Annotated in this window: 20 protein-coding genes; 14 read left to right on the forward strand and 6 right to left on the reverse strand. The window is 60.3% G+C overall.

What is annotated here, in order from left to right; all coding sequences use genetic code 11:
- Positions 1-25: 25 nt before the first annotated feature.
- A complete protein-coding gene (locus RGQ15_RS19180; protein WP_311162400.1) occupies positions 26-286 on the forward strand; it encodes a hypothetical protein in 261 nt (86 codons plus the stop codon).
- Positions 283-525, forward strand: a complete 243-nt coding sequence (locus RGQ15_RS19185) for a hypothetical protein (RefSeq protein ID WP_311162401.1) — start codon at positions 283-285, stop codon at positions 523-525. The genes RGQ15_RS19180 and RGQ15_RS19185 overlap by 4 nt, the downstream gene beginning before the upstream one ends.
- 7 nt (positions 526-532) lie before the next feature.
- Here the strand turns inward: RGQ15_RS19185 and RGQ15_RS19190 are convergent, their stop codons facing one another.
- Complete coding sequence (locus tag RGQ15_RS19190) at positions 533-1,654, reverse strand: Fic family protein (protein ID WP_311162402.1); 1,122 nt, start codon at positions 1,652-1,654, stop codon at positions 533-535.
- A 330-nt stretch (positions 1,655-1,984) separates the two neighbouring features.
- Here RGQ15_RS19190 and RGQ15_RS19195 point away from each other — a divergent pair, with 330 nt between their 5' ends.
- Both RGQ15_RS19195 and RGQ15_RS19200 read left to right on the forward strand, forming a co-directional pair.
- Positions 1,985-2,209 (forward strand): helix-turn-helix domain-containing protein, encoded by a 225-nt coding sequence (locus tag RGQ15_RS19195; RefSeq protein WP_311162403.1) that lies wholly within the window; start codon positions 1,985-1,987, stop codon positions 2,207-2,209.
- Between the two features lie 3 nt (positions 2,210-2,212).
- Positions 2,213-3,517 carry a HipA domain-containing protein gene (locus tag RGQ15_RS19200; RefSeq protein WP_311162404.1) on the forward strand — a complete coding sequence of 435 codons (1,305 nt, stop codon included), beginning with the start codon at positions 2,213-2,215 and terminating at the stop codon, positions 3,515-3,517.
- A gap of 318 nt (positions 3,518-3,835) precedes the next feature.
- Here RGQ15_RS19200 and RGQ15_RS19205 read toward each other — a convergent pair whose 3' ends face one another.
- Both RGQ15_RS19205 and RGQ15_RS19210 read right to left on the reverse strand, forming a co-directional pair.
- On the reverse strand, positions 3,836-4,126 hold the full coding sequence (locus tag RGQ15_RS19205) for a BrnA antitoxin family protein (RefSeq protein WP_311162406.1): 291 nt from the start codon (positions 4,124-4,126) through the stop codon (positions 3,836-3,838).
- Positions 4,123-4,371, reverse strand: a complete 249-nt coding sequence (locus RGQ15_RS19210) for a BrnT family toxin (RefSeq protein ID WP_311162407.1) — start codon at positions 4,369-4,371, stop codon at positions 4,123-4,125. The genes RGQ15_RS19205 and RGQ15_RS19210 overlap by 4 nt, the downstream gene beginning before the upstream one ends.
- A gap of 161 nt (positions 4,372-4,532) precedes the next feature.
- On the opposite strand from RGQ15_RS19210, the gene RGQ15_RS19215 reads away from it, so the two are divergent.
- Both RGQ15_RS19215 and RGQ15_RS19220 read left to right on the forward strand, forming a co-directional pair.
- Positions 4,533-5,165: a tyrosine-type recombinase/integrase gene (locus RGQ15_RS19215; protein WP_311162408.1), complete on the forward strand. Its 633-nt coding sequence runs from the start codon at positions 4,533-4,535 to the stop codon at positions 5,163-5,165.
- A gap of 243 nt (positions 5,166-5,408) precedes the next feature.
- Positions 5,409-5,804, forward strand: coding sequence for a RidA family protein (locus tag RGQ15_RS19220; protein ID WP_311162410.1), 396 nt, complete (start codon positions 5,409-5,411; stop codon positions 5,802-5,804).
- A gap of 54 nt (positions 5,805-5,858) precedes the next feature.
- Here the strand turns inward: RGQ15_RS19220 and RGQ15_RS19225 are convergent, their stop codons facing one another.
- Positions 5,859-6,671 (reverse strand): class I SAM-dependent methyltransferase, encoded by an 813-nt coding sequence (locus RGQ15_RS19225; RefSeq protein WP_311162412.1) that lies wholly within the window; start codon positions 6,669-6,671, stop codon positions 5,859-5,861.
- Between the two features lie 441 nt (positions 6,672-7,112).
- Between RGQ15_RS19225 and RGQ15_RS19230 the strand changes: the two genes are divergently transcribed.
- The 4 genes from RGQ15_RS19230 (at position 7,113) to RGQ15_RS19245 (ending at position 10,427) form a co-directional block, all read left to right on the forward strand.
- Positions 7,113-7,529, forward strand: a complete 417-nt coding sequence (locus tag RGQ15_RS19230) for a transposase (protein WP_311162413.1) — start codon at positions 7,113-7,115, stop codon at positions 7,527-7,529.
- Positions 7,526-7,882 (forward strand): IS66 family insertion sequence element accessory protein TnpB, encoded by a 357-nt coding sequence (tnpB, locus tag RGQ15_RS19235; RefSeq protein WP_134682484.1) that lies wholly within the window; start codon positions 7,526-7,528, stop codon positions 7,880-7,882. Before RGQ15_RS19230 ends, tnpB begins: the two co-directional genes overlap by 4 nt.
- Before the next feature lie 67 nt (positions 7,883-7,949).
- Entirely contained in the window at positions 7,950-9,515 is a 1,566-nt protein-coding gene (gene tnpC / locus RGQ15_RS19240) for an IS66 family transposase (RefSeq protein ID WP_311162414.1), read from the forward strand.
- Between the two features lie 87 nt (positions 9,516-9,602).
- On the forward strand, positions 9,603-10,427 hold the full coding sequence (locus RGQ15_RS19245; protein WP_311162415.1) for an SDR family NAD(P)-dependent oxidoreductase: 825 nt from the start codon (positions 9,603-9,605) through the stop codon (positions 10,425-10,427).
- A 25-nt stretch (positions 10,428-10,452) separates the two neighbouring features.
- Here the strand turns inward: RGQ15_RS19245 and RGQ15_RS19250 are convergent, their stop codons facing one another.
- The gene (locus RGQ15_RS19250) at positions 10,453-10,851 is read right to left on the reverse strand and encodes a dihydrodipicolinate synthase family protein (RefSeq protein ID WP_311162416.1); all 399 of its coding nucleotides are present in this window, start codon (positions 10,849-10,851) and stop codon (positions 10,453-10,455) included.
- Positions 10,852-10,938: 87 nt separating this feature from the next.
- Here RGQ15_RS19250 and RGQ15_RS19255 point away from each other — a divergent pair, with 87 nt between their 5' ends.
- Positions 10,939-14,241 (forward strand): calcium-binding protein, encoded by a 3,303-nt coding sequence (locus RGQ15_RS19255; RefSeq protein WP_311162417.1) that lies wholly within the window; start codon positions 10,939-10,941, stop codon positions 14,239-14,241.
- 538 nt (positions 14,242-14,779) lie between these two features.
- Here RGQ15_RS19255 and RGQ15_RS19260 read toward each other — a convergent pair.
- Positions 14,780-15,670: a LysR family transcriptional regulator gene (locus RGQ15_RS19260; RefSeq protein WP_311162418.1), complete on the reverse strand. Its 891-nt coding sequence runs from the start codon at positions 15,668-15,670 to the stop codon at positions 14,780-14,782.
- A gap of 103 nt (positions 15,671-15,773) precedes the next feature.
- Between RGQ15_RS19260 and RGQ15_RS19265 the strand changes: the two genes are divergently transcribed.
- The 3 genes from RGQ15_RS19265 (at position 15,774) to arsC (ending at position 17,829) form a co-directional block, all read left to right on the forward strand.
- Positions 15,774-16,670 (forward strand): DMT family transporter, encoded by an 897-nt coding sequence (locus RGQ15_RS19265; protein WP_311162419.1) that lies wholly within the window; start codon positions 15,774-15,776, stop codon positions 16,668-16,670.
- Between the two features lie 380 nt (positions 16,671-17,050).
- Positions 17,051-17,401: an ArsR/SmtB family transcription factor gene (locus tag RGQ15_RS19270; protein ID WP_311162420.1), complete on the forward strand. Its 351-nt coding sequence runs from the start codon at positions 17,051-17,053 to the stop codon at positions 17,399-17,401.
- A 2-nt stretch (positions 17,402-17,403) separates the two neighbouring features.
- Positions 17,404-17,829 carry an arsenate reductase (glutaredoxin) gene (gene arsC / locus RGQ15_RS19275; protein WP_311162421.1) on the forward strand — a complete coding sequence of 142 codons (426 nt, stop codon included), beginning with the start codon at positions 17,404-17,406 and terminating at the stop codon, positions 17,827-17,829.
- The last annotated feature ends 13 nt before the right edge of the window (positions 17,830-17,842 follow it).

The following is a 17,842-nucleotide window of genomic DNA, read 5'->3' on the forward strand; positions in this document are numbered from 1 at the left end:
TTTTCCGGCACTCGGGCAGGGGGCTGTGGCCACAGGCGACTGCCTGCCGCCAGAAGAGCCGTTCCTACCGGGAGATGATGCGGCACTGGCGCGCTATGCCGATCTCATCGCGGCAGATTTCGAGCGCTATTTTGCGGCGAGTTCGGATTATTTCGCCTGCATGGACGCCACCCGCCAGATCGAGTTCGCGCGGGCGCAGCAGGTCTCGGACCGGCACCGGCAATTTCTTGATCGGCTGGATCTGTTGGGGCTCAGTGCCAGGGCAGCACTGGGGCAGAAACCGTGAGCGACAGGCGCCACCCGACCGGTTTCTTCGTCAAGCCAGCCTATCGGACGAAATCCGGAAAGGTGCAGCTCGCGATCTATGTTCAGGCGTTGCCGCGGCGCGGCGAGAACGGCGAATTGCTGACCGTGCGCGCCATGCCGCTGCTCCTGGCCAGCAATGCCCTCGACGATCCAGAGCACTTTCTCGGCATCGTGGCGGAAATCCTGAATACGGTGATTTCGGAGGAGGGCGGGTGCTGACCGATTCTTATGCCAGTTTGGTCATGTCGGGGAGGTTCAGCCAATAGCGTGTATGCCGACGTTCGCCGGTTCGAAACAAAGCGCCTTGTTCGACCAGATCATGGAGGTCGCGGGTGGCGGTGGCACGAGAGGTCCCGGTGATCGAAAGGTATTTTTCGGCGCTGAGCCCCCCTTGAAACCCGGACGGGCCTTCGCGGAACATGCGCTCGATCGCTTTGCTTTGGCGATCATTCAACTGGTTCCGATGCAAGTCGTAGAAACGGGCTTTCGCAATATAGAAGTCGACACGATCGAGGGTGACCTTTTGGGCATCGAGAACCGTCTGCCCGAACCAGACCAGCCAGTCGGTGACCTGCAGCGTCTTTTGATGGGTTTCCAGTTGTCCGTAATAGTTCTTCCTGTCTCTTTCTATCGTATAGGCGAGTGCAATCAGGCTTGGCTGGCCAATGCTTTGCGCCAGCGATTTTTCCGCCAGAGCTCGGCCGATACGCCCATTACCATCCTCTAAGGGATGGACGCTTTCGAAATAGAGGTGCGCAAGACCCGCGCGTGTCAGTGCGGGCAGGGGTCTCTTCCCCTCTGGGCCCGTCTGATTGAACCATTCGATGAGGGTTTCCATTTCGCCGGCCATCTGACGCGAAGGCGGGGCCTCGAAATGAATGATCGGGCGCTCGGCGCGGCCAGAGACGATCTGCATCGCCTCGTCATGCCAGCGATAGGCACCGATCTTGTCCAGACCACGATCATGCGACAATAGCATGCCGTGCCAGCGCCAGAGAGTTTCGTGATCGAGGGGAGTTGCGAACTCGGAATAAACGTCCACCATCATTTCGGCGATGCCTTGCTCACGAGGTCTTGGCCGATAATTATCAGGTGCGAGTCCGAAGTGCCGACGTAGCGACGACTGAACGCTCGAACGATCCAAGACCTCGCCTTCGATCGCGCTCGTCCGCATCGCCTCTTCGCTCAAAAGCTCGATCCGTAGTCGGCTGCGGTCATCGCCCGCGACATGCTTGACTGCGCCCAGGATCTCGCCGGAGGCCAGCAGGAACTGCCTTTCGAGAGCTTCCATCGCGGGCGCATCATAGGCAAAATGAGGCCATCCGGGCTGGGCCCAGTTCCAAGGCATGACCAATAGAACTCCATTCTATAGCTCAAAATATCCATAAATCATGATTTATGGAAGATCTTCCTATCGCTCAGGAACGCGCCAGAAGCTGTCTCAGGCAGTTCGCCAGTGTGCGGCATCTTTCTCGGATCGGGAGATCGTCCATGCAGTTCCGCGCCTTGATTGTAAGGGCATACCCGGTCGGTGTCAGCTTCTGCATGGCTTGGCAAAGGCAAAAGGCATCTCGGTCGCAATTTGTTTCGATTCAATGAGGTTTTCAACGATCGTTGACGCCAAGCTGTATTCGTGCTCAAACTGCGCACCAACTTCAACGATCATTGATGACGCGCCATGGCGAGCACCTCACAAACCACGATTGCCTCTCCGTCAGATTTGGGGAGAGCGATCCGCGCAAGACGGTTACTGCTCGGCCTGACGCAAGCCGAAGTTGCGATGCAGAGTGGCGTCTCGATCCCCACTGTCAGCGCAATTGAAAATGGCAAGGAAACGGCTCACATCGGGCTGGTCATGCAAATCTGCCGGGATCTGGGTCTTCACCTCATGGCCGAGGGTTGATCCATGCCCCAGCTTGATCTTGCTGTCTTTCTGGAGACCCTGCCCGCGCCAATCGGAAGGCTGACGCGTTTCGATGACGGCTCGACTTCGTTTCGCTATCTCACGGACGCGCTCCCGCACCCTCTCTCGCTGTCCCTGCCTTTGCGCGAGGAGCCTTTCGATGACAGCGTGACGCGGGCCTTCTTCGCAAATCTCCTCTTCGAGAATGCACAGCGCGAGCAGATCATGCAGCGCTATGGCCTCGATTTCGGTGATGTAGTGGGACTGCTCGAACATCTGGGCAGCGACTGCCCCGGCTCGATTTCATGCGTCCCCCTCGGCGCTGGTCCGGCCAAGATGCCAGGAGACCTGCTGAGCGACTATGACGCCCTAGATGAGCAGGAATTGCAGCGCATTATGGCCTCGCTGCGCGATCGGCGGCGTCTCCCGGACGATGCCCGAGACCCCTCGCCCTTGGCCGGTGTTCAGGGAAAGGTCGCCTTGGCCAAGCTTCCCGATGGACGTTTTGCCATGCCAAAGCGCGGCCTCAACGTGCCCACCACGCATATCCTGAAAGTGCCGCGTCCGGCTGATATGGTCACGGTGGATCAGGAGCACATCCTGATGGGCATCATGGCCCAGGTCCAGCGCCACCCGGTCGCAACCACCGCCATCCTTGGGGAAGGACCGCTGCGGGGCCTGCTCATCACGCGCTTTGATCGCACCGTCGAGAGCACCTCCGTCCGACGCCTGCACCAGGAGGACTTCGCCCAGGCTCTCGGCCTCGGCCCCCACCTGAAATACGAGCGAAATGGGGTGGGGGAGCGACGCTTCTCAGCCGCGGCAATCCGCCGGATCTTGGCGCAAACCGCAAATCCTGGTCAATCACGCCAGGCCTTCCTTGAGGTGACTCTGACAAATATCCTGCTCGGCAATACGGATAATCACGCCAAGAACCATGCGCTGCTCTATGAGGGTTCTCGCCCGCAATTTGCACCAATCTACGACGTCGCCCCGATCCTGTTGGACGACCAAGTGACCCATCAACTGTCCTTCGACATCGGAAAGGCGCGCATTGCCGACGAGATCACGACCGAAGACCTGGCCACATTCATCACGGCTCTCGGCTTCCCACGCGTGACGCCGGGGCAGAGAAAGCGTCTGCGAGAGCTGGTGATCGGCGTGGCCGCCAAAATTCCAGAGATGTCCGGACCGATCCGGAAACGAATTGGCGACGCCATCGCAGAACAAGCACATGCACTGGCCGAAGCACTGGGTTTGGAGATGGACATTCCTGAGCGCGACGCCATCATCATCAATCGCCCCTGACCACGGTCATCGAAAATCTCAGCATCGTGTGAATGCGGCAGAGAACGACACGGCGGGTTGCCGCGCCGTGAACGACAGAAATTCAGGCTCGACCGGCATGGTTGGACCCGACGCCACTTTGCGCTACGTTCACCATGAATCGTAGACGAAGTGCGGGCCATTTGATCAGGGCGGCCCTTAGCCGCCTGTCGAGCACAGTGCATTCTTCGCGGCGGCGTTAGCCGAAGCGGCCCGTCAAACTTGGCGCAGCGAAAGCCGCGCAGCCGATAGGCACGCGCATTTGCAGTGAAGTCGGCCAATCACGCCATGGAGCAGACATTATAGTCCGGCCGCTGACCTTAGCGCCTCGTTCATTCGGCTCTGCCAACCAGGGCCCTGTGCCTTGAAGCGCGCCACCACCTCCTGATCAAGTCGAAGAGATACGGCCACCTTGGGATTTTCGGACCTTGGACGACCACCGAGATTCTTGCGCAGGTTACTTGCCAACTCGGGAAACACTTCCTGAAAAGGCTTCGCCTGGGCAATTTGGTCGTCCGTGGCTTCCGGAGCGTCAGGATCACTCGCGATCATGCGCTGGATCTGCTCTTCGGTCAGGTGCTTTTTCGTCATAGCAGGCTCCTTTCCTTTTTGCTCGCCGGGCGCATCGAAATCACTGAGACCCCCTCGCTACCCAATGTGGCAAAGACCACTGCGATCGTGCCATCAGAAAGTCGGCCAATTGCCATGTGCCGACCTTCCTTGCTTGGGACTACCATGGACGACAGAAAGAATTCTTCGTTCAAATCGGCAAAGTCCAACCCATGCTTTGCTAGGTTGATCTGCCGCTTTGGTTCATCCCAAACGATCATCAGCATATGTTTATGTATGTACGAAAACCTGAAACTGTCAAGGCATTGATGGGGGTCGTTCCAGACATAGCGCGCAAAATGAGGCGAAAGACTCGGAAGCTTGGTGGTACCTTCTTCCCTGTCGGATTAGCCGAAGCAGGGAGGGCAGGTGGTCAGGAGGTAACACCATGTCCACCGATTCACTTCCTGCTCTCCGTCCGGAGCGCCCGCCATGGAACAAGGGACGCATCATCGGTCAGAAGCGCCCTCTGCTGCCAAAGCACGTCTGGTCGATCCGCGTCCGTCTGGAGATGGCGGGCAACCAGCGGGATCTGGCACTGTTCAACCTGGCCGTAGATAGCAAATTGCGCGGCTGTGACCTTGTCTGTCTGAAAGTCCGCGATGTCTTCGCCGCGGGACGGGTGAAGGAGCGCGCCTCGGTGACCCAGAGCAAGACTGGTAAGCCGGTACGCTTCGAAATCACCGAGACGACGCGTCAGTCCCTTGAGCGCTGGATTGCCGACCCTGAGATGATTGGCCTCGAGTATTTGTGGCCCAGTCGCCTGCACCACAGCCCGCACCTGTCGACACGGCAATACGCGCGGATCTTGCGTGAATGGGTGATGTCGATAGGGCTGGAACCAAGTGCCTATGGCACCCACTCAATGCGACGCACGAAGGTGGCGCAGATCTACAAGAACACGGGAAATTTGCGAGCGGTGCAGCTTCTGCTTGGTCACGCAAAAATGGACAGCACCGTCCGCTATCTTGGCGTTGATCTTGATGACGCGCTCACCCTGTCGGAGGGGATTGATCTCTGAACCACAATACCGGCCGGCTGGCCGGACGCTTGTCGGCCGGCCCATGGACGAAGCCGCTCGCGCGGCAATCACTAGTCTTGCTGCATAACCTCATCTCCCCTAGCCGCCGTTCGGCCAGTGCGCGACGAACCCCTCGGTAGGATTGCATTGACGCTGCGCTAAGCGACCACCAATCTGTCATTCTGGAAGACCTGGACCGACTCCTATGTCAAAGTACACTGCGGAAACCTCCGAGGCGGCGGCATGGACCATAAGCGACGTCTGATTTCGAACGGCAACCCGATGGAGACAATCGTCGGCTTCAGCCGCGCGGTTAGGGTTGGCAATTTCATCGCGGTCGGTGGGACAGCGCCGGTTGATGCAAATGGTAAAACGGTCGGCGTGGGCGATGTTTTCGAGCAGACCAAACAGTGCTTCGAGATCATCAAGTCCGCACTGGAAAATGCCGGTTCGGGCCTTCAGGATATCGTACGGACGCGGGTCATTTTGACCGACATCGACAATTGGAAGCCCGCCATCGAGGCGAGGAAGCTCTATTGCCTGGATGCACGGCCCGTCGATACGATCATGGCAATAAACCGGTTCGTCAATCCGGAGTGGCTGGTCGAGATCGAGGTCGATGCTGTCGTTGCCGATTGAGTGCGACGGCGTCGTAGAACTTCCGAAGCTCACGCTCAACTGCGTGTCTGACCTTCATCTGTCTGCCCGGCGGGCGACGACCATCATCGGCACGAGTCGTCCTGCCTGCACCGATTGTGCGGCATTTGCGGTTCGGGCGGGCATATCATCCCCCATCGCCGGCGCCGCACCAATTGTGCCTGGCTGGGGCCCTCCGCCGGGTTTTGAGCGTGCTCGTCCGGCCCGGTCTTCGATGTCGGTAAAGCCAACCCGCGAAAGTGTTTCGAGCAGGTCTTGCGGCGTTCCAAGGAAGCTCGCCTCGGCCGTGAGCGCCCAAGGGAGCGGATAAACAGGCGGTCCATTCGGCCCCTCGGCAAGATGGGAGAGTGTATAGATACCGCCGGGTTTCAGAACGCGCAAGGCTTCCTTGGCCATGCGATCCTTGTCTGCAATGTTCATGCTGACGTTCTGGCAGAGTACGGCGTCGAAAAGTTCGGTTTCATACGGCAGATCCGTAACGCTTCCCACGGTCAGGGTGATCTTGCCGCTCAGGCCGGTCATTTCGTTCAGCCGACCGGCGACGTCAATGTATCCCGGAGTCAGATCTATGCCGTTCACTGTGCAGCCGTGGACTCCCGCGAGATAACGGCTTGGCCCGCCAATGCCGCAACCCGCGTCAAGAACTTGGCATCCGCGCGGAATTTCGGCCAGCTCGATCTGCGCCTCGGTGGTCGCGAACCCGCCGCCATGCAGATGATCCAGCTCACTGAGCATCTCGATAGAAGGCTTGTCCGGATCGTATCCGCGACGCATCAACGCCGCACGAATTCGCTCCATCAGATCGTCGCGCGTGTAGTGATCGATGACCGACGCTGCTTCACGTTTCATGCTGGAGCCCTCGCGCTTCCTCGGAGTTTAACATGGCGGTCGTCCTGTCGTATAGTTTGCGACGAGCAAGATACGCTCTGGGAATGGCTCGGCCCATTAGCCGTCATTCAAATCTGGCTGATCCCGCGAGGCGACAACCCCAAAACGGCTCTTCGGGCAGTTCGCAGCAAACCCAAACGTTCTGCAACAGAACCTTGCAATAGCAACTCACCCGCACAGCCGTGAGTCCCGGTATTCGTGGCGCTCTGTGCGCCGGGCGAGGCAAGCATTGCGCATGCCGCTTGAAAAATAGACGCGACTCTGGGGTTTGATCGAGTTGTTCCCTGTGGGAAGAGTGGTAAGCGCTACGCCGATCACCTCCTGCCGCATCGGCTCTGATCGATCCATTCTCCTTATGCATTTTACGCGTTGGAGGTGTTTGATTTGGGAAGAGACGGCAAAATGGACGCCCATTTGGACGCCTCATCCGGTGGCCTGGCGACCCGGCTGGATGTTCTCATGGGGCCCAGTGGTCGGCTTCAACGCTCGGAGCCGGAACGTGCTCGGATTGCCGCGGAAAGCCTGATGCCCGGTGTGAGAGTCGTCGACCTCGCCCGTAAGCATGGCACGACGCGCTGGCAAATCTACAATTGGCGCAAGAAGCTGCAGTCGGGTGAGTTGGCCTTGCCCGAGAGCGTGGCGGCCTTGCCGGTATTCGCCGAACTCCTGGTCGAGATGGCCCCAGCGGAGGCATCGGTGCCGCTCGCGCCCGCGGAAATCGAGATAGTCGTTGGCGATGTCGTGATCCGCTCCGGCGTCAGAACTGATGAGCAGCATCTGACACTGGTCATTCGTGCCGCGCGGGCCTCGGCACCATGATGCTCGGCCAAGGGGGCTCGCTGAAGGTCTTTGTCGCAACGCGACCGATCGATTTTCGCAAAGGCATTGATGGCTTGGCACTGGCGGTCCAGGAGATGTTTGGGCTGGATCCGTTCTGCGGCGCCATCTTCGTCTTCCGCTCAAAACGGGCGGATCGGATCAAGCTGCTGGTTTGGGACCAGACCGGTATGGTCCTGGTCCACAAGCGTCTGGAGGCGGGCAAGTTCGTGTGGCCGCAGGTGCGAGACGGGGTGATGAGAATATCGTCCGCGCAGTTGGCGGCTCTGTTCGAAGGGGTGGACTGGCGATTGGTCCGCCCCGAGCGGACACGCCGTCCTCTGGCGGCAGGATGATCGCGGCGAACAATGGAAATACCTGTTTTTGCTGGCAGGAAATGGTGATCCATGATTCAATTCGAGCATGGAATCCAAGGCGGCCGAGATCGAGAATGCCATTCTGAAAGCTCGCTTGGCGGATGTCGAAGCGGTGTTGGCAGAGATGCAGGAGGCCTATCGTCGGCTGGAAGACATCCTGCGCACTGTGCAACGCGAACAATTCGGCAAGCGCTCCGAGAAGCTGTCCCCCGACCAGTTCAACCTTCCGTTGGAAGATGCCGAACTGGCTCAGGGCGTATTTGACGCCGCACAGGACAAGGCCGAGGCGGCAATGCGAGAGCTGGGCAAGGAAATGCCGCGCCGGGCGCAACGCAATCGCGGTCATTTGCCGCTGCATTTCCCCCGGGTCGAGCGGATCATCGAGCCGGCAAGCATCCTGTGCCCCTGCGGCTGTGGCGAGATGGCCCGGATCGGAGAGGATCTCTCCGAGCGCCTGGACGTGATCCCCGCGCAATTCCGGGTGCTGCTGACGCGGCGGCCCAAATACGCGTGTCGTCGCTGCTCTCAAATCGTGGCGCAGGCGCCTGCTCCCGAGCATGTGGTGCCGGGTGGGCTGCCCACCGAATTGCTGATCGCCTCGATCATCGTTTCGAAGTTCGGTGACCACCTTCCGTTCTATCGACAGGCCGAGATCTTCCAACGGCAAGGGATCAAGCTGGATCGTGGCACGCTCGGCAACTGGGTCGGGCGCGCGTGTTTCCACCTGATACCTGTCATCGATCACATGCGGGCTCATCTGCGAAAGGCGGATCGCATCTTCGTTGACGAGACACGTGCGCCGGTGCTGGACCCGGGCCGCAAAACCACGAAAAGCGGCTATTTCTGGGCCGTCGTGTCTGACGACCGCGGACATGGAGGTGTGGGTCCGCCCATCGTGCTGTTCCATTACGCGCCAGGCCGGGGCCAAGAGCATCCGCTGAAATTCCTCGCCGGATACCGCGGTCGGTTCCTGCAATGCGATGCCTATCAGGCTTACAACGCGATGCCCGAGATCCCGCGTGACAGCGGCCCGTGGCAGTTGGTCTATTGCTGGACCCACGTCCGCCGTCGCTTCGTGAAGCGCTTCGAGAACGACCGCTCACCCATTGCCCAGGAGATGCTGCGCCAGATTGCGCTGCTCTATCAGGTCGAAAAGATGGTTCGGGGCAAGGAGCCTGCGCTACGTCTGACCGCGCGGCGTGAGCACGCCGCCCCGATCATCGCAGCACTCAAACCGTGGCTGGAGGCCAAGCTCTCCCACATTCCGCAGAAGTCCCAACTCGCCGAGGATATTCGCTACACGCTGGCACATTGGTCCGGCCTGATCCGCTTCCTCGACGATGGCACGCTCGAACTGGACACCAACCCTGTTGAAAATCAGATCCGCCCCATAGCCCTTACCAGAAAGAACGCACTTTTTGCCGGCAATGAGATCGGCGCCGAAAACTGGGCGATGCTGGCCTCGCTGATCGCCACCTGCAAGATGTCCGGCGTGAACCCGGTCGACTATATCGCCAACACGCTTCGCTCTATCCTCGACGGCCATCCAAAGTCCCGGATCGAGGACCTCATGCCTTGGCGTTTCAATCAGCCGTCAAGCCTCGCAGCGTAGGGTAACGAGGTCGCGCTTACGAAGAGTGCCCGGATGCAATCTGATCAACGCTCCGATAGGCAGCGTTCTCGCGTTTGGGAAAGTGACATGGCGAATTGGTTCATAACTGGCATTTCTCGCGGTCTGGGCTTGGCATTGGCAAAGGCGCTCTTGGCCGAGGGGCATCATGTCGTTGGAACTGTGAGAACTGGCCTACCGCAAGTTGGGCCATCCGCCGGAACGCTCCGCGTTCTGACTGCAGATATGGCTGATGGAACCAGTGTCGAAGCTGCCGTTCATGCGGCTTTTCGCGAGTTGGGCCGGATTGATGTCGTCGTCAATAATGCCGGATACGGGCTTCTAGGTGCCGTCGAAACCTCGACCGAGGACGAGTTGCGCAACCTCTTCGAGGTGGATGTGTTCGCGCCAATCCGTGTCGCACGCGTGGCTCTACCCTATTTGCGCGCGCAGAGCTCCGGCCATATCATCAACATCACTTCAATCGCGGGGCGCGCACCTGGACCGGGCATCGCGCTTTACGCCGCCGCGAAGCATGCGATGGAAGGGTTTTCGATTTCGCTGGCTCAGGAGGTTGCGCCGCTTGGCATTCGGGTAACCGCTGTGGCCCCGGGCCAGTTCAGAACCGATTTCCTGGCAGATAGCTCGATCAGTATCAGCGCTAAGGAGGATCCCGCCTATGGCCCGAGTGTCGGTGCGACACTTTCGGCCTTGTCGCAGATCAACCAGAATCAATTGGGCGACCCGGAACTGGCCGCAGCCGCAATCCTCGCGATGGCCAATGCCGAGATCCCGCCCGTGCGCCTTTTGCTCGGTAGCGATGCGGCGAAACGCGCCCGCGCCAGAACTGACGCGGACACTAAGGACATGGATCTATGGTCCGATCTCACGGCCAGCACGGATTTTGCGTCGTAACGCCAACTCGCGGATATCGGCTCGATCAGAGCCACTCGTCGGGCAGGCCACGCACAACCTCCGCGATCTCTTGTTTTGCCGCGTCGCAGACCGGCAGGATCGGGCGCGGCGGCAGGACGTGACAAAGGTCCAGTCGCGCCGCCATTTCATGGACGACGCGGTAGCTGGTATATTTGCGGAACAGATCCCAGATCGGCTGTAGATCGTGGTTGATCCTGAGGGCTTCTCCCATATCGCCACTTTGCGCCGCTCGGACGAGTTGCAGGCAAGGCTTAGGCATCGTGCCGCCAAGAACGCTATACCAAGCACTTGCGCCCGCGATCATGGCCTCGGTGTTTTTGCGTGGCAGCGCAGCGCCGATCCCTTGCGAAGGCGATACCGGTGGGATGGCCCGATTGAGGATGCTCCCGCGGAACCCTGACATTTATTTTGAACCGTTTTTCCTCCCGAGCCGACTACGCCATGAACCCGACGCCTGTCGGGGGATGAAACCAGTTTTGGAGGATTTGACATGGCAACCGACCCGAACAATCCGACTCTCGTGCCCCTGACCGAAGTCTTGGCATTGGCGGCGCCCGAAGTTTTATTCAACGGCATCAGGATCGACGGCACGCGGCGCGCTGACCAGATCGAAGGCACATTGCTCAATGACGTGCTTTCAGGCGCTGCCGGAAATGACCAGATCACTGGCGGCGCGGGCGATGACATCATCAATGGCGGTAATGGCAAGGACACACTGCGCGGCGGCGATGGCAATGATTTCGTCGATGGCGGCGCCGGCGATGACGCGATCTTTGGGGGCAATGGCAATGACTTGCTGACCGGAGGCCTCGGCGCGGACACGATCCTGGGCGATGGCGGCGACGACTTGATCGAAGGCGGTGCCGGTGCCGACAGCCTGAATGGCGGCGACGGTATCGACACGCTCGTCTATGCCGGGTCTGGGGCCGGGGTGTCGGTGAATCTTGCGCTTTCCACTGCCAGCGGCGGCGATGCCACGGGCGACCGGTTCGAGCGGTTCGAGAACATTGTGGGTTCCGGCTTTGCCGACACATTGATCGGCAATTCCGGCGCCAACGAGATCCACGGCGAGGCGGGCGATGACGTCATCCAACGGGGCGGCGGGCGGGATCGCCTGTTTGGCGAGGCGGGCGACGACCTGTTCGAGGTCGATACCAACCAAAACGATGCCGGTGTGGTCTATGACGGTGGCGAGGGGGTGGACACGATCCGCGTCTCGGGGGTCGGCAATACCGAGACATTCAGCGACGACCAGATCACCGGGATAGAACGGCTGGAGGTAGATGCGTCAGTCAATCGCACCCTCCGCTTCCTTGCCGATCAGGTACAGTTCGACAGCATCGAGATCTCATCCGTCGCGGAATTTCGCCCGACCGCGATCACCTTCGAGGTCACCATGGGGACAGCCAACCTGCTGGACATGTCCGACATCGATATCACCGGCGCATTGCCCTCGGACTCATTCCTGGTGCTGGGCGACAATGACGCCGAAACGATCATCGGATCAAAGATCGCGGACCGGATCGGCGGTCGCGGCGCCAATGATACGATCCTGGGCGGGACGGGCAACGACACCATCTTTGGCGATGACGGCAACGACTTCATCGAAGGCGGCATGGGGGCCGATGACCTCTATGGCGGCAACGGAAACGACATCGTGTCCTATGCCGGATCGGCCAGCGCGGTCACCGTGAACCTTGCCACCGGCTTTGCCGCTGGCGGCGACGCCACCGGCGACCGGTTCCAGAGCATCGAGAACCTGACCGGCTCGCAGCATGACGACCTGCTGGCGGGGACGCGGGGGGTCAACCTGATCCGTGGCGGTGCAGGCAATGACGTCATCGCCGGAACGGGCGGGGCCGACCAGCTCTTCGGCGAAGCCGGGGCCGATGTCTTCGAGGTTGACGACGGCCTCGACAATCGCGGTACCAGTTTTGACGGCGGCACTGGGCTGGACACGATCCGGCTGGCCGGGGCCGGCGGTTTCGAGGGGTTCGACCAGACCCGGATCACTTCAGTCGAGCAATTCGTGGTCGATGCCTCACAATCGCGGACCATGCGTTTCCTTGCCGAGCAGTTCACCTTCGACGAGGTTGTGTTCGAGGGGTCGGAAACCCGCTCGACCGGGATCAGAACCGAGGTCATCATGGGCGCGGCCACCAGCCTGGATCTGGATCGGGTCGAATTCAGCGGCATCACGTCCGCGGATGTGATCCAAGTCATCGGCGATGGCGATGCCGAAACCGTGCTGGGTTCAGGCCATGCCGACCGCGTCGCGGGCAATGACGGGGCCGATCGCGTCAATACGCGCGGCGGCGATGACATCATCTCGGGCGGGAACGGCAATGACACGCTGAACGGCGGCGATGGCAATGACCAGATCAATGGCGACAATGGCAATGACAGCCTGATCGGCGGCAAGGGCGCAGATGTCTTGCGCGGTGGCGACGGCAATGACCTGCTTGAGGGAGGTGCCGGCGCGGATGTGATCGACGGGGCGAACGGCAATGACGTGGTCAGCTACAGCGCCTCGAATGCCGGTGTCCAGGTCAACCTTTCGGCGCGGACTGCAAGCGGCGGCCATGCCACGGGTGATACGCTGAGTGGCATCGACGGGATCATCGGCTCGCGCCATGGCGACATGCTGACAGGCTACAATGGCGCAAACCTGATCGAGGGCGGCAGGGGCAACGACACCATCGCCGGAAACGATGGCAGCGACATCCTGCGCGGAGGAGACGGGCAGGATCTGTTTCTGGTCAATACGCAGCACGGCAATGCGGGCGTCACATTTGACGGCGGTGCCGGATTGGACAGTATCCGGCTTTCCGGGAACGGCAATATCGAGAACTTCACCAATGACACGCTGATCTCGGTCGAAACCATAGAATATGACAGCACGCTGGACCGCCGGGTCCAGTTCAGCGCAAGCCAGTTCGACACGATCCAGACCATCTCGGTGGACACGAGTGACCGGACGACGACCATGCGGACCGAGGTTTTCCTTGGCAATGCCGCAGAGGCCGATCTGTCGGACATTGCCTTCGTCAACACCGCGACGAACGACCACGTGGTCATCGTCGGAAATGGCCAGTCCAACACGATCACCGGCTCGAACATCGCGGACGAGATCCGTGGCGGCAATGGCCACGATATCCTGAAGGGGGGCGATGGCAATGACACGATCCTTGGCGGCGACGGCGGCGACGTGATCGAGGGCGGCGCGGGCGCGGATCTCCTGGATGGCGGCAATAACGAGGATATCGTCAGCTACGCCTCGTCGGACGCGGCAGTCAGCGTCAATCTGAGCACCCGCGTGGTCAGCGGCGGCCATGCCGAGGGCGACATCATCCGCAACCTGGACGGGGTGTACGGTTCGGTCCACGACGATGTTCTGGTCGGCGATGGGCGGGGCAACGTCTTTGACGGCGGTGCGGGCGATGACACGATCAACTCCGGGGTTGGGGGTGATCGCGTGACGGGCGGCACTGGCAATGACGTCATCGATCTGGGCTTGGATGGCGACCGCGATGTCTTTGTCTTCAACCTCGGCGACGCGGCCGATCTGGTCACCGGGTTTCAGGACGGGCGAGACCGGGTCGAATTGGACACAGACCTGTTCGCAGGCAATGCGGATATCCAGGACGGGCGCGACGTGGTCGAAACCTTCGGAACCTTCAGCGCGGATGGCACGACGCTGGTGCTGGATTTCGGCGCGGAAGATGTTTTAACGCTGGTCGATGCAGGTGGCTTCAACACCGCCGGTTTCGGTGCAGATCTGCTGTTGGTCTAAGCGCGAAGACATGAGACACGGCGGCCTATTCCGGCCGCCGCGTTTGCGGTCTCAGTCCAACCGTAATCCGAAGCGACAAGTTAACCCTTTCAACTTGTCATAGGTTGTTGGACCGGCCCTGCGGGCTTCAAGGCGAGGTTGGCCCCATTTGATGAGCAGGCCACCGGCTTTTCGAGGCCGGTTCGCGTTTGAGCCTCGACATTGCCGTCAGGCTGGTGGCCGTCCTGATCCAAGACATACGCGAAGGGCTAGTCGGCTGAGGCCACCTGTCTGCAACATAGTTAGAATTTCCGAGCCCGTTGTCGAAGCTCAGACCAAACGCCGCGAAAACAGCTAAATCAGGTCGCAAAAGCGCGGCCGGGACAGTGCAGACATTCGCTGCCGCAGCATACGAGTCCGTCCTTTTCTTACGGCTCACTCCTCCGTGTTTCGAGCCGTGTCGAATAAATCAGACAAGGCTCGAAATGCAGACGATAAGAGGGGGCGCTCATTTTGGGGGCAGGTTAGGAACCTTCGTCCTGTCCAGAACGGTGGTTAGTCATCCCCTAGCAAGCACCGAAAAATCGTAACCGCTGATATGGGCGCGGAACGCGGCCTGCGCGCTGGATTGGTTCTTCAGATTGGGGAACAGCAGCATCATTTCGTGGGGCGGAATCGTCCAGTCGGCCAGCAGGTTCACAAGGCAGTTGGCCGCGAGGGCAGGCTGGCAGACATAGGCAGGCAAAAGGGCAATGCCGTTGCCGGCCACCGCGGATTGCAGCAGGAAGCCCATCGAATCCGATATTGTCGCGGCAGGCGGGCGCACTGAGCAGCGCAAATCGCCGGCCTGAAAGACCCATTCCGGTTGGGCTTGCTGCAGCATGCACCGGTGCTGCAACAGATCGTCGGGCTCGCGCAGCGGCGGCGCGGTTTCCAGATAACCGGGCGCTGCGACCAGCACCCGCCGGATCGAGGAGAGCCGTCGCAGGATCAGGTCCTGCCCCGTGACGGTCCCGACGCGAAAGGCAAAATCGATCCGCTCCCGGATGATGTCCAAAGGCTGGTTGGTGGCGATCAGCTCGACGTTGATCCGGGCATAGCTCTGCGCGAAGTTCCGCAGGAAAACCGGCATGAAATGGCTGGCCGTCACTTCGGGACAGGTTATTCGCAGCACGCCCATCGGCTGCTCCTTGAGATGGCCCATGGCGATCGAGGCGGCCATGGCCTCAGCCCGAATGCGGCGGCAATGGTCCAGGTAGACCTGCCCGGCACTGGTCAGGCTGACATGTCGGGTCGAGCGGTTCAGCAGCCGCAAGCCCAGCCGCGCTTCCAACTGAGAGATGCGCTGGCTCACAGTGGATTTCGGCATTCCGAGGCGCAGTCCGGCTCGCGTGAAGCTGCCGGCCTCGGCGACCTCAGCCATCAAGATCATGTCGTCCGCACTGTCCATCGCACCTCTCTGTCCGGAATATGGAACAGTATGTCCAGATTGTCTGGATTATAACAGACCCAGCCGCAATCTAATCTTTGCCTCGAATGACATGGAGGCAGACATGACGGTTGGGGCAAAGGCGCGGGCAGACCGGACAGAGCTTGCGGTTGCGGTAATGGTGCTCACCGACCTGACGCTTTCGGTCGCCGATGCGATGATCAAGGCCACACTCGCCGAGATGCCACTGTCGCAATTTGTCTTTCTGCGATCTTGCATCACGCTGCCCTTGCTGATCCTGATCCTGAAGTTATGGTTCCCCCAGGTGAGTTTGCGTCCCGCCCGCCCCGGCTGGGCGCTACTGCGCAGCGGCCTTCTTCTGGCGAGCCTGCTTCTTTACTATGCCTCGCTAAATAGGCTCGACCTGTCGATGGCCGCAGCGATCTATTACACGATCCCGCTGTTCATCACCCTGTTCAGTGCCGTTCTGATCCGCGAAGCGGTGGGTCCTCGGGGTTGGACGGGGGTGGTACTTGGTTTTGGCGGCGTGCTGCTGATGCTCAGACCCGAGGCGAGGGATCTGAACCTGTCCGCCCTGATGCCTTTGGCATCGGCAACCCTTTACGCGTTGGCCATGGTCCTGACGCGCTCGCGGGCACGGACGGAGAACCCGTTCGTGCTGGCGCTGGTCTTCAACCTGCTCGCGATTGCGCTAAGCGGTATGGCCAGCCCTTCGGGTGCCGGAAACGCTCCAGACCAATCGACGGGCACCTGGCTGCAGCTCGACCCCGAGGACTGGGTACTTTTGGTGCTGCTGAGCGGCATGATGCTGATCGGAAGCGTTGGCACAGCCATTGCGTATCAGTCGGGGCCACCTGCGATTGTCTCGACCTGGGATTTCTCCTATCTTGCCTTTGCAGTTCTATGGGGAGTGGTGCTGTTCTCCGAGCAGCTCGATCTGGCATCCATACTGGGCATCAGCTTGATCGCACTCGCCGGGATCGCGGTCATCCGACGTTAGGTCTTCCCGAGGTAAACCGTATGGCAAGGGCCGGCCGTCACCGCCCCTTGACCACCAGCTTGCTGCTGGCCTGCATGCTTGGCCGCCGTTCAGGCATCGCGCAGCGAAGTCCTTGATGAGATGCAAGCAATGCGATTTCGCTGAGGTCTAATGAATGAAAAAGTCCGAACCACCGGCCCATTACAGCCGCTCAGCCATGACAAATGCCGCATCGCTGCATGCGTCGAAGCGGTCGCTCGGTGATACCGCAACGAACTCCTCGACGAGGTCGCAGCGAAGTGGGACAAAGCTGCCGGTCGCAGGTGCAGCACTGTTCATCTTGGCTTGACTGATGGGAGATGACAAATAAATATATCAACTTCTATTGAGGTGTTGATTCGATGGACGAACCACAGGCTCTGGCGGCCTTTGCGGCCATGTCTCAGGAAACGCGGCTGCGTGTTGTTCGGCTGCTGGTTCAGGCCGGCCCGGAGGGGATGGCGGCGGGTGCGATCGGCGAGGCGTTGGGGGATGCGACGACCTCGCGGCTGTCGTTCCATTTAACCCATTTGGAACATGCCGGGCTCATCCGGTCGCGGCGCAACGGACGTTTCATCATCTACAGCGCAGTATATCCCGCCTTGGGCGGGCTGATTGGCTTTCTGATGAAAGACTGCTGCCAAGGTCACCCCGAGATTTGCGCTCCGGCGCTGGCATGCGCCTGCGACCCCGCCGCGACCCGAAAGGCCTGAACATGGACATCGTCATTTATCACAACCCCGACTGCGGCACCTCGCGCAATACGCTGGCGATGATCCGCAATGCCGGTGTCGAGCCGCATGTCGTCGAGTATCTTAAATCCCCACCCTCCCGGCTGCTGCTCGAAAGGCTCATTGCCCGCATGGGCATTGCAGCGCGCGATCTGCTGCGCGAGAAGGGCACGCCTTATGCCAAATTGGGGCTGGATGATCCGAGCCTGAGCGATGCCGCGCTGATCGAAGCGATGATGGCACATCCGATCCTGATCAACCGTCCCATCGTTGTCAGCCCGCAGGGCGTCCGGCTTTGTCGTCCGTCGGAGCTGGTCTTGGATCTGCTGCCACCGCAGCAAGCCGCTTTCAGCAAGGAAGACGGCGAACAGGTCGTGGATGCCGACGGCAACCGCAGCCGTTCCGCCTGATCGGAAGAGAATT

The organism is Paracoccus sp. MBLB3053 (genome assembly GCF_031822435.1).
In the GTDB taxonomy this organism is placed as follows: Bacteria; Pseudomonadota; Alphaproteobacteria; order Rhodobacterales; family Rhodobacteraceae; genus Paracoccus; species Paracoccus aurantius.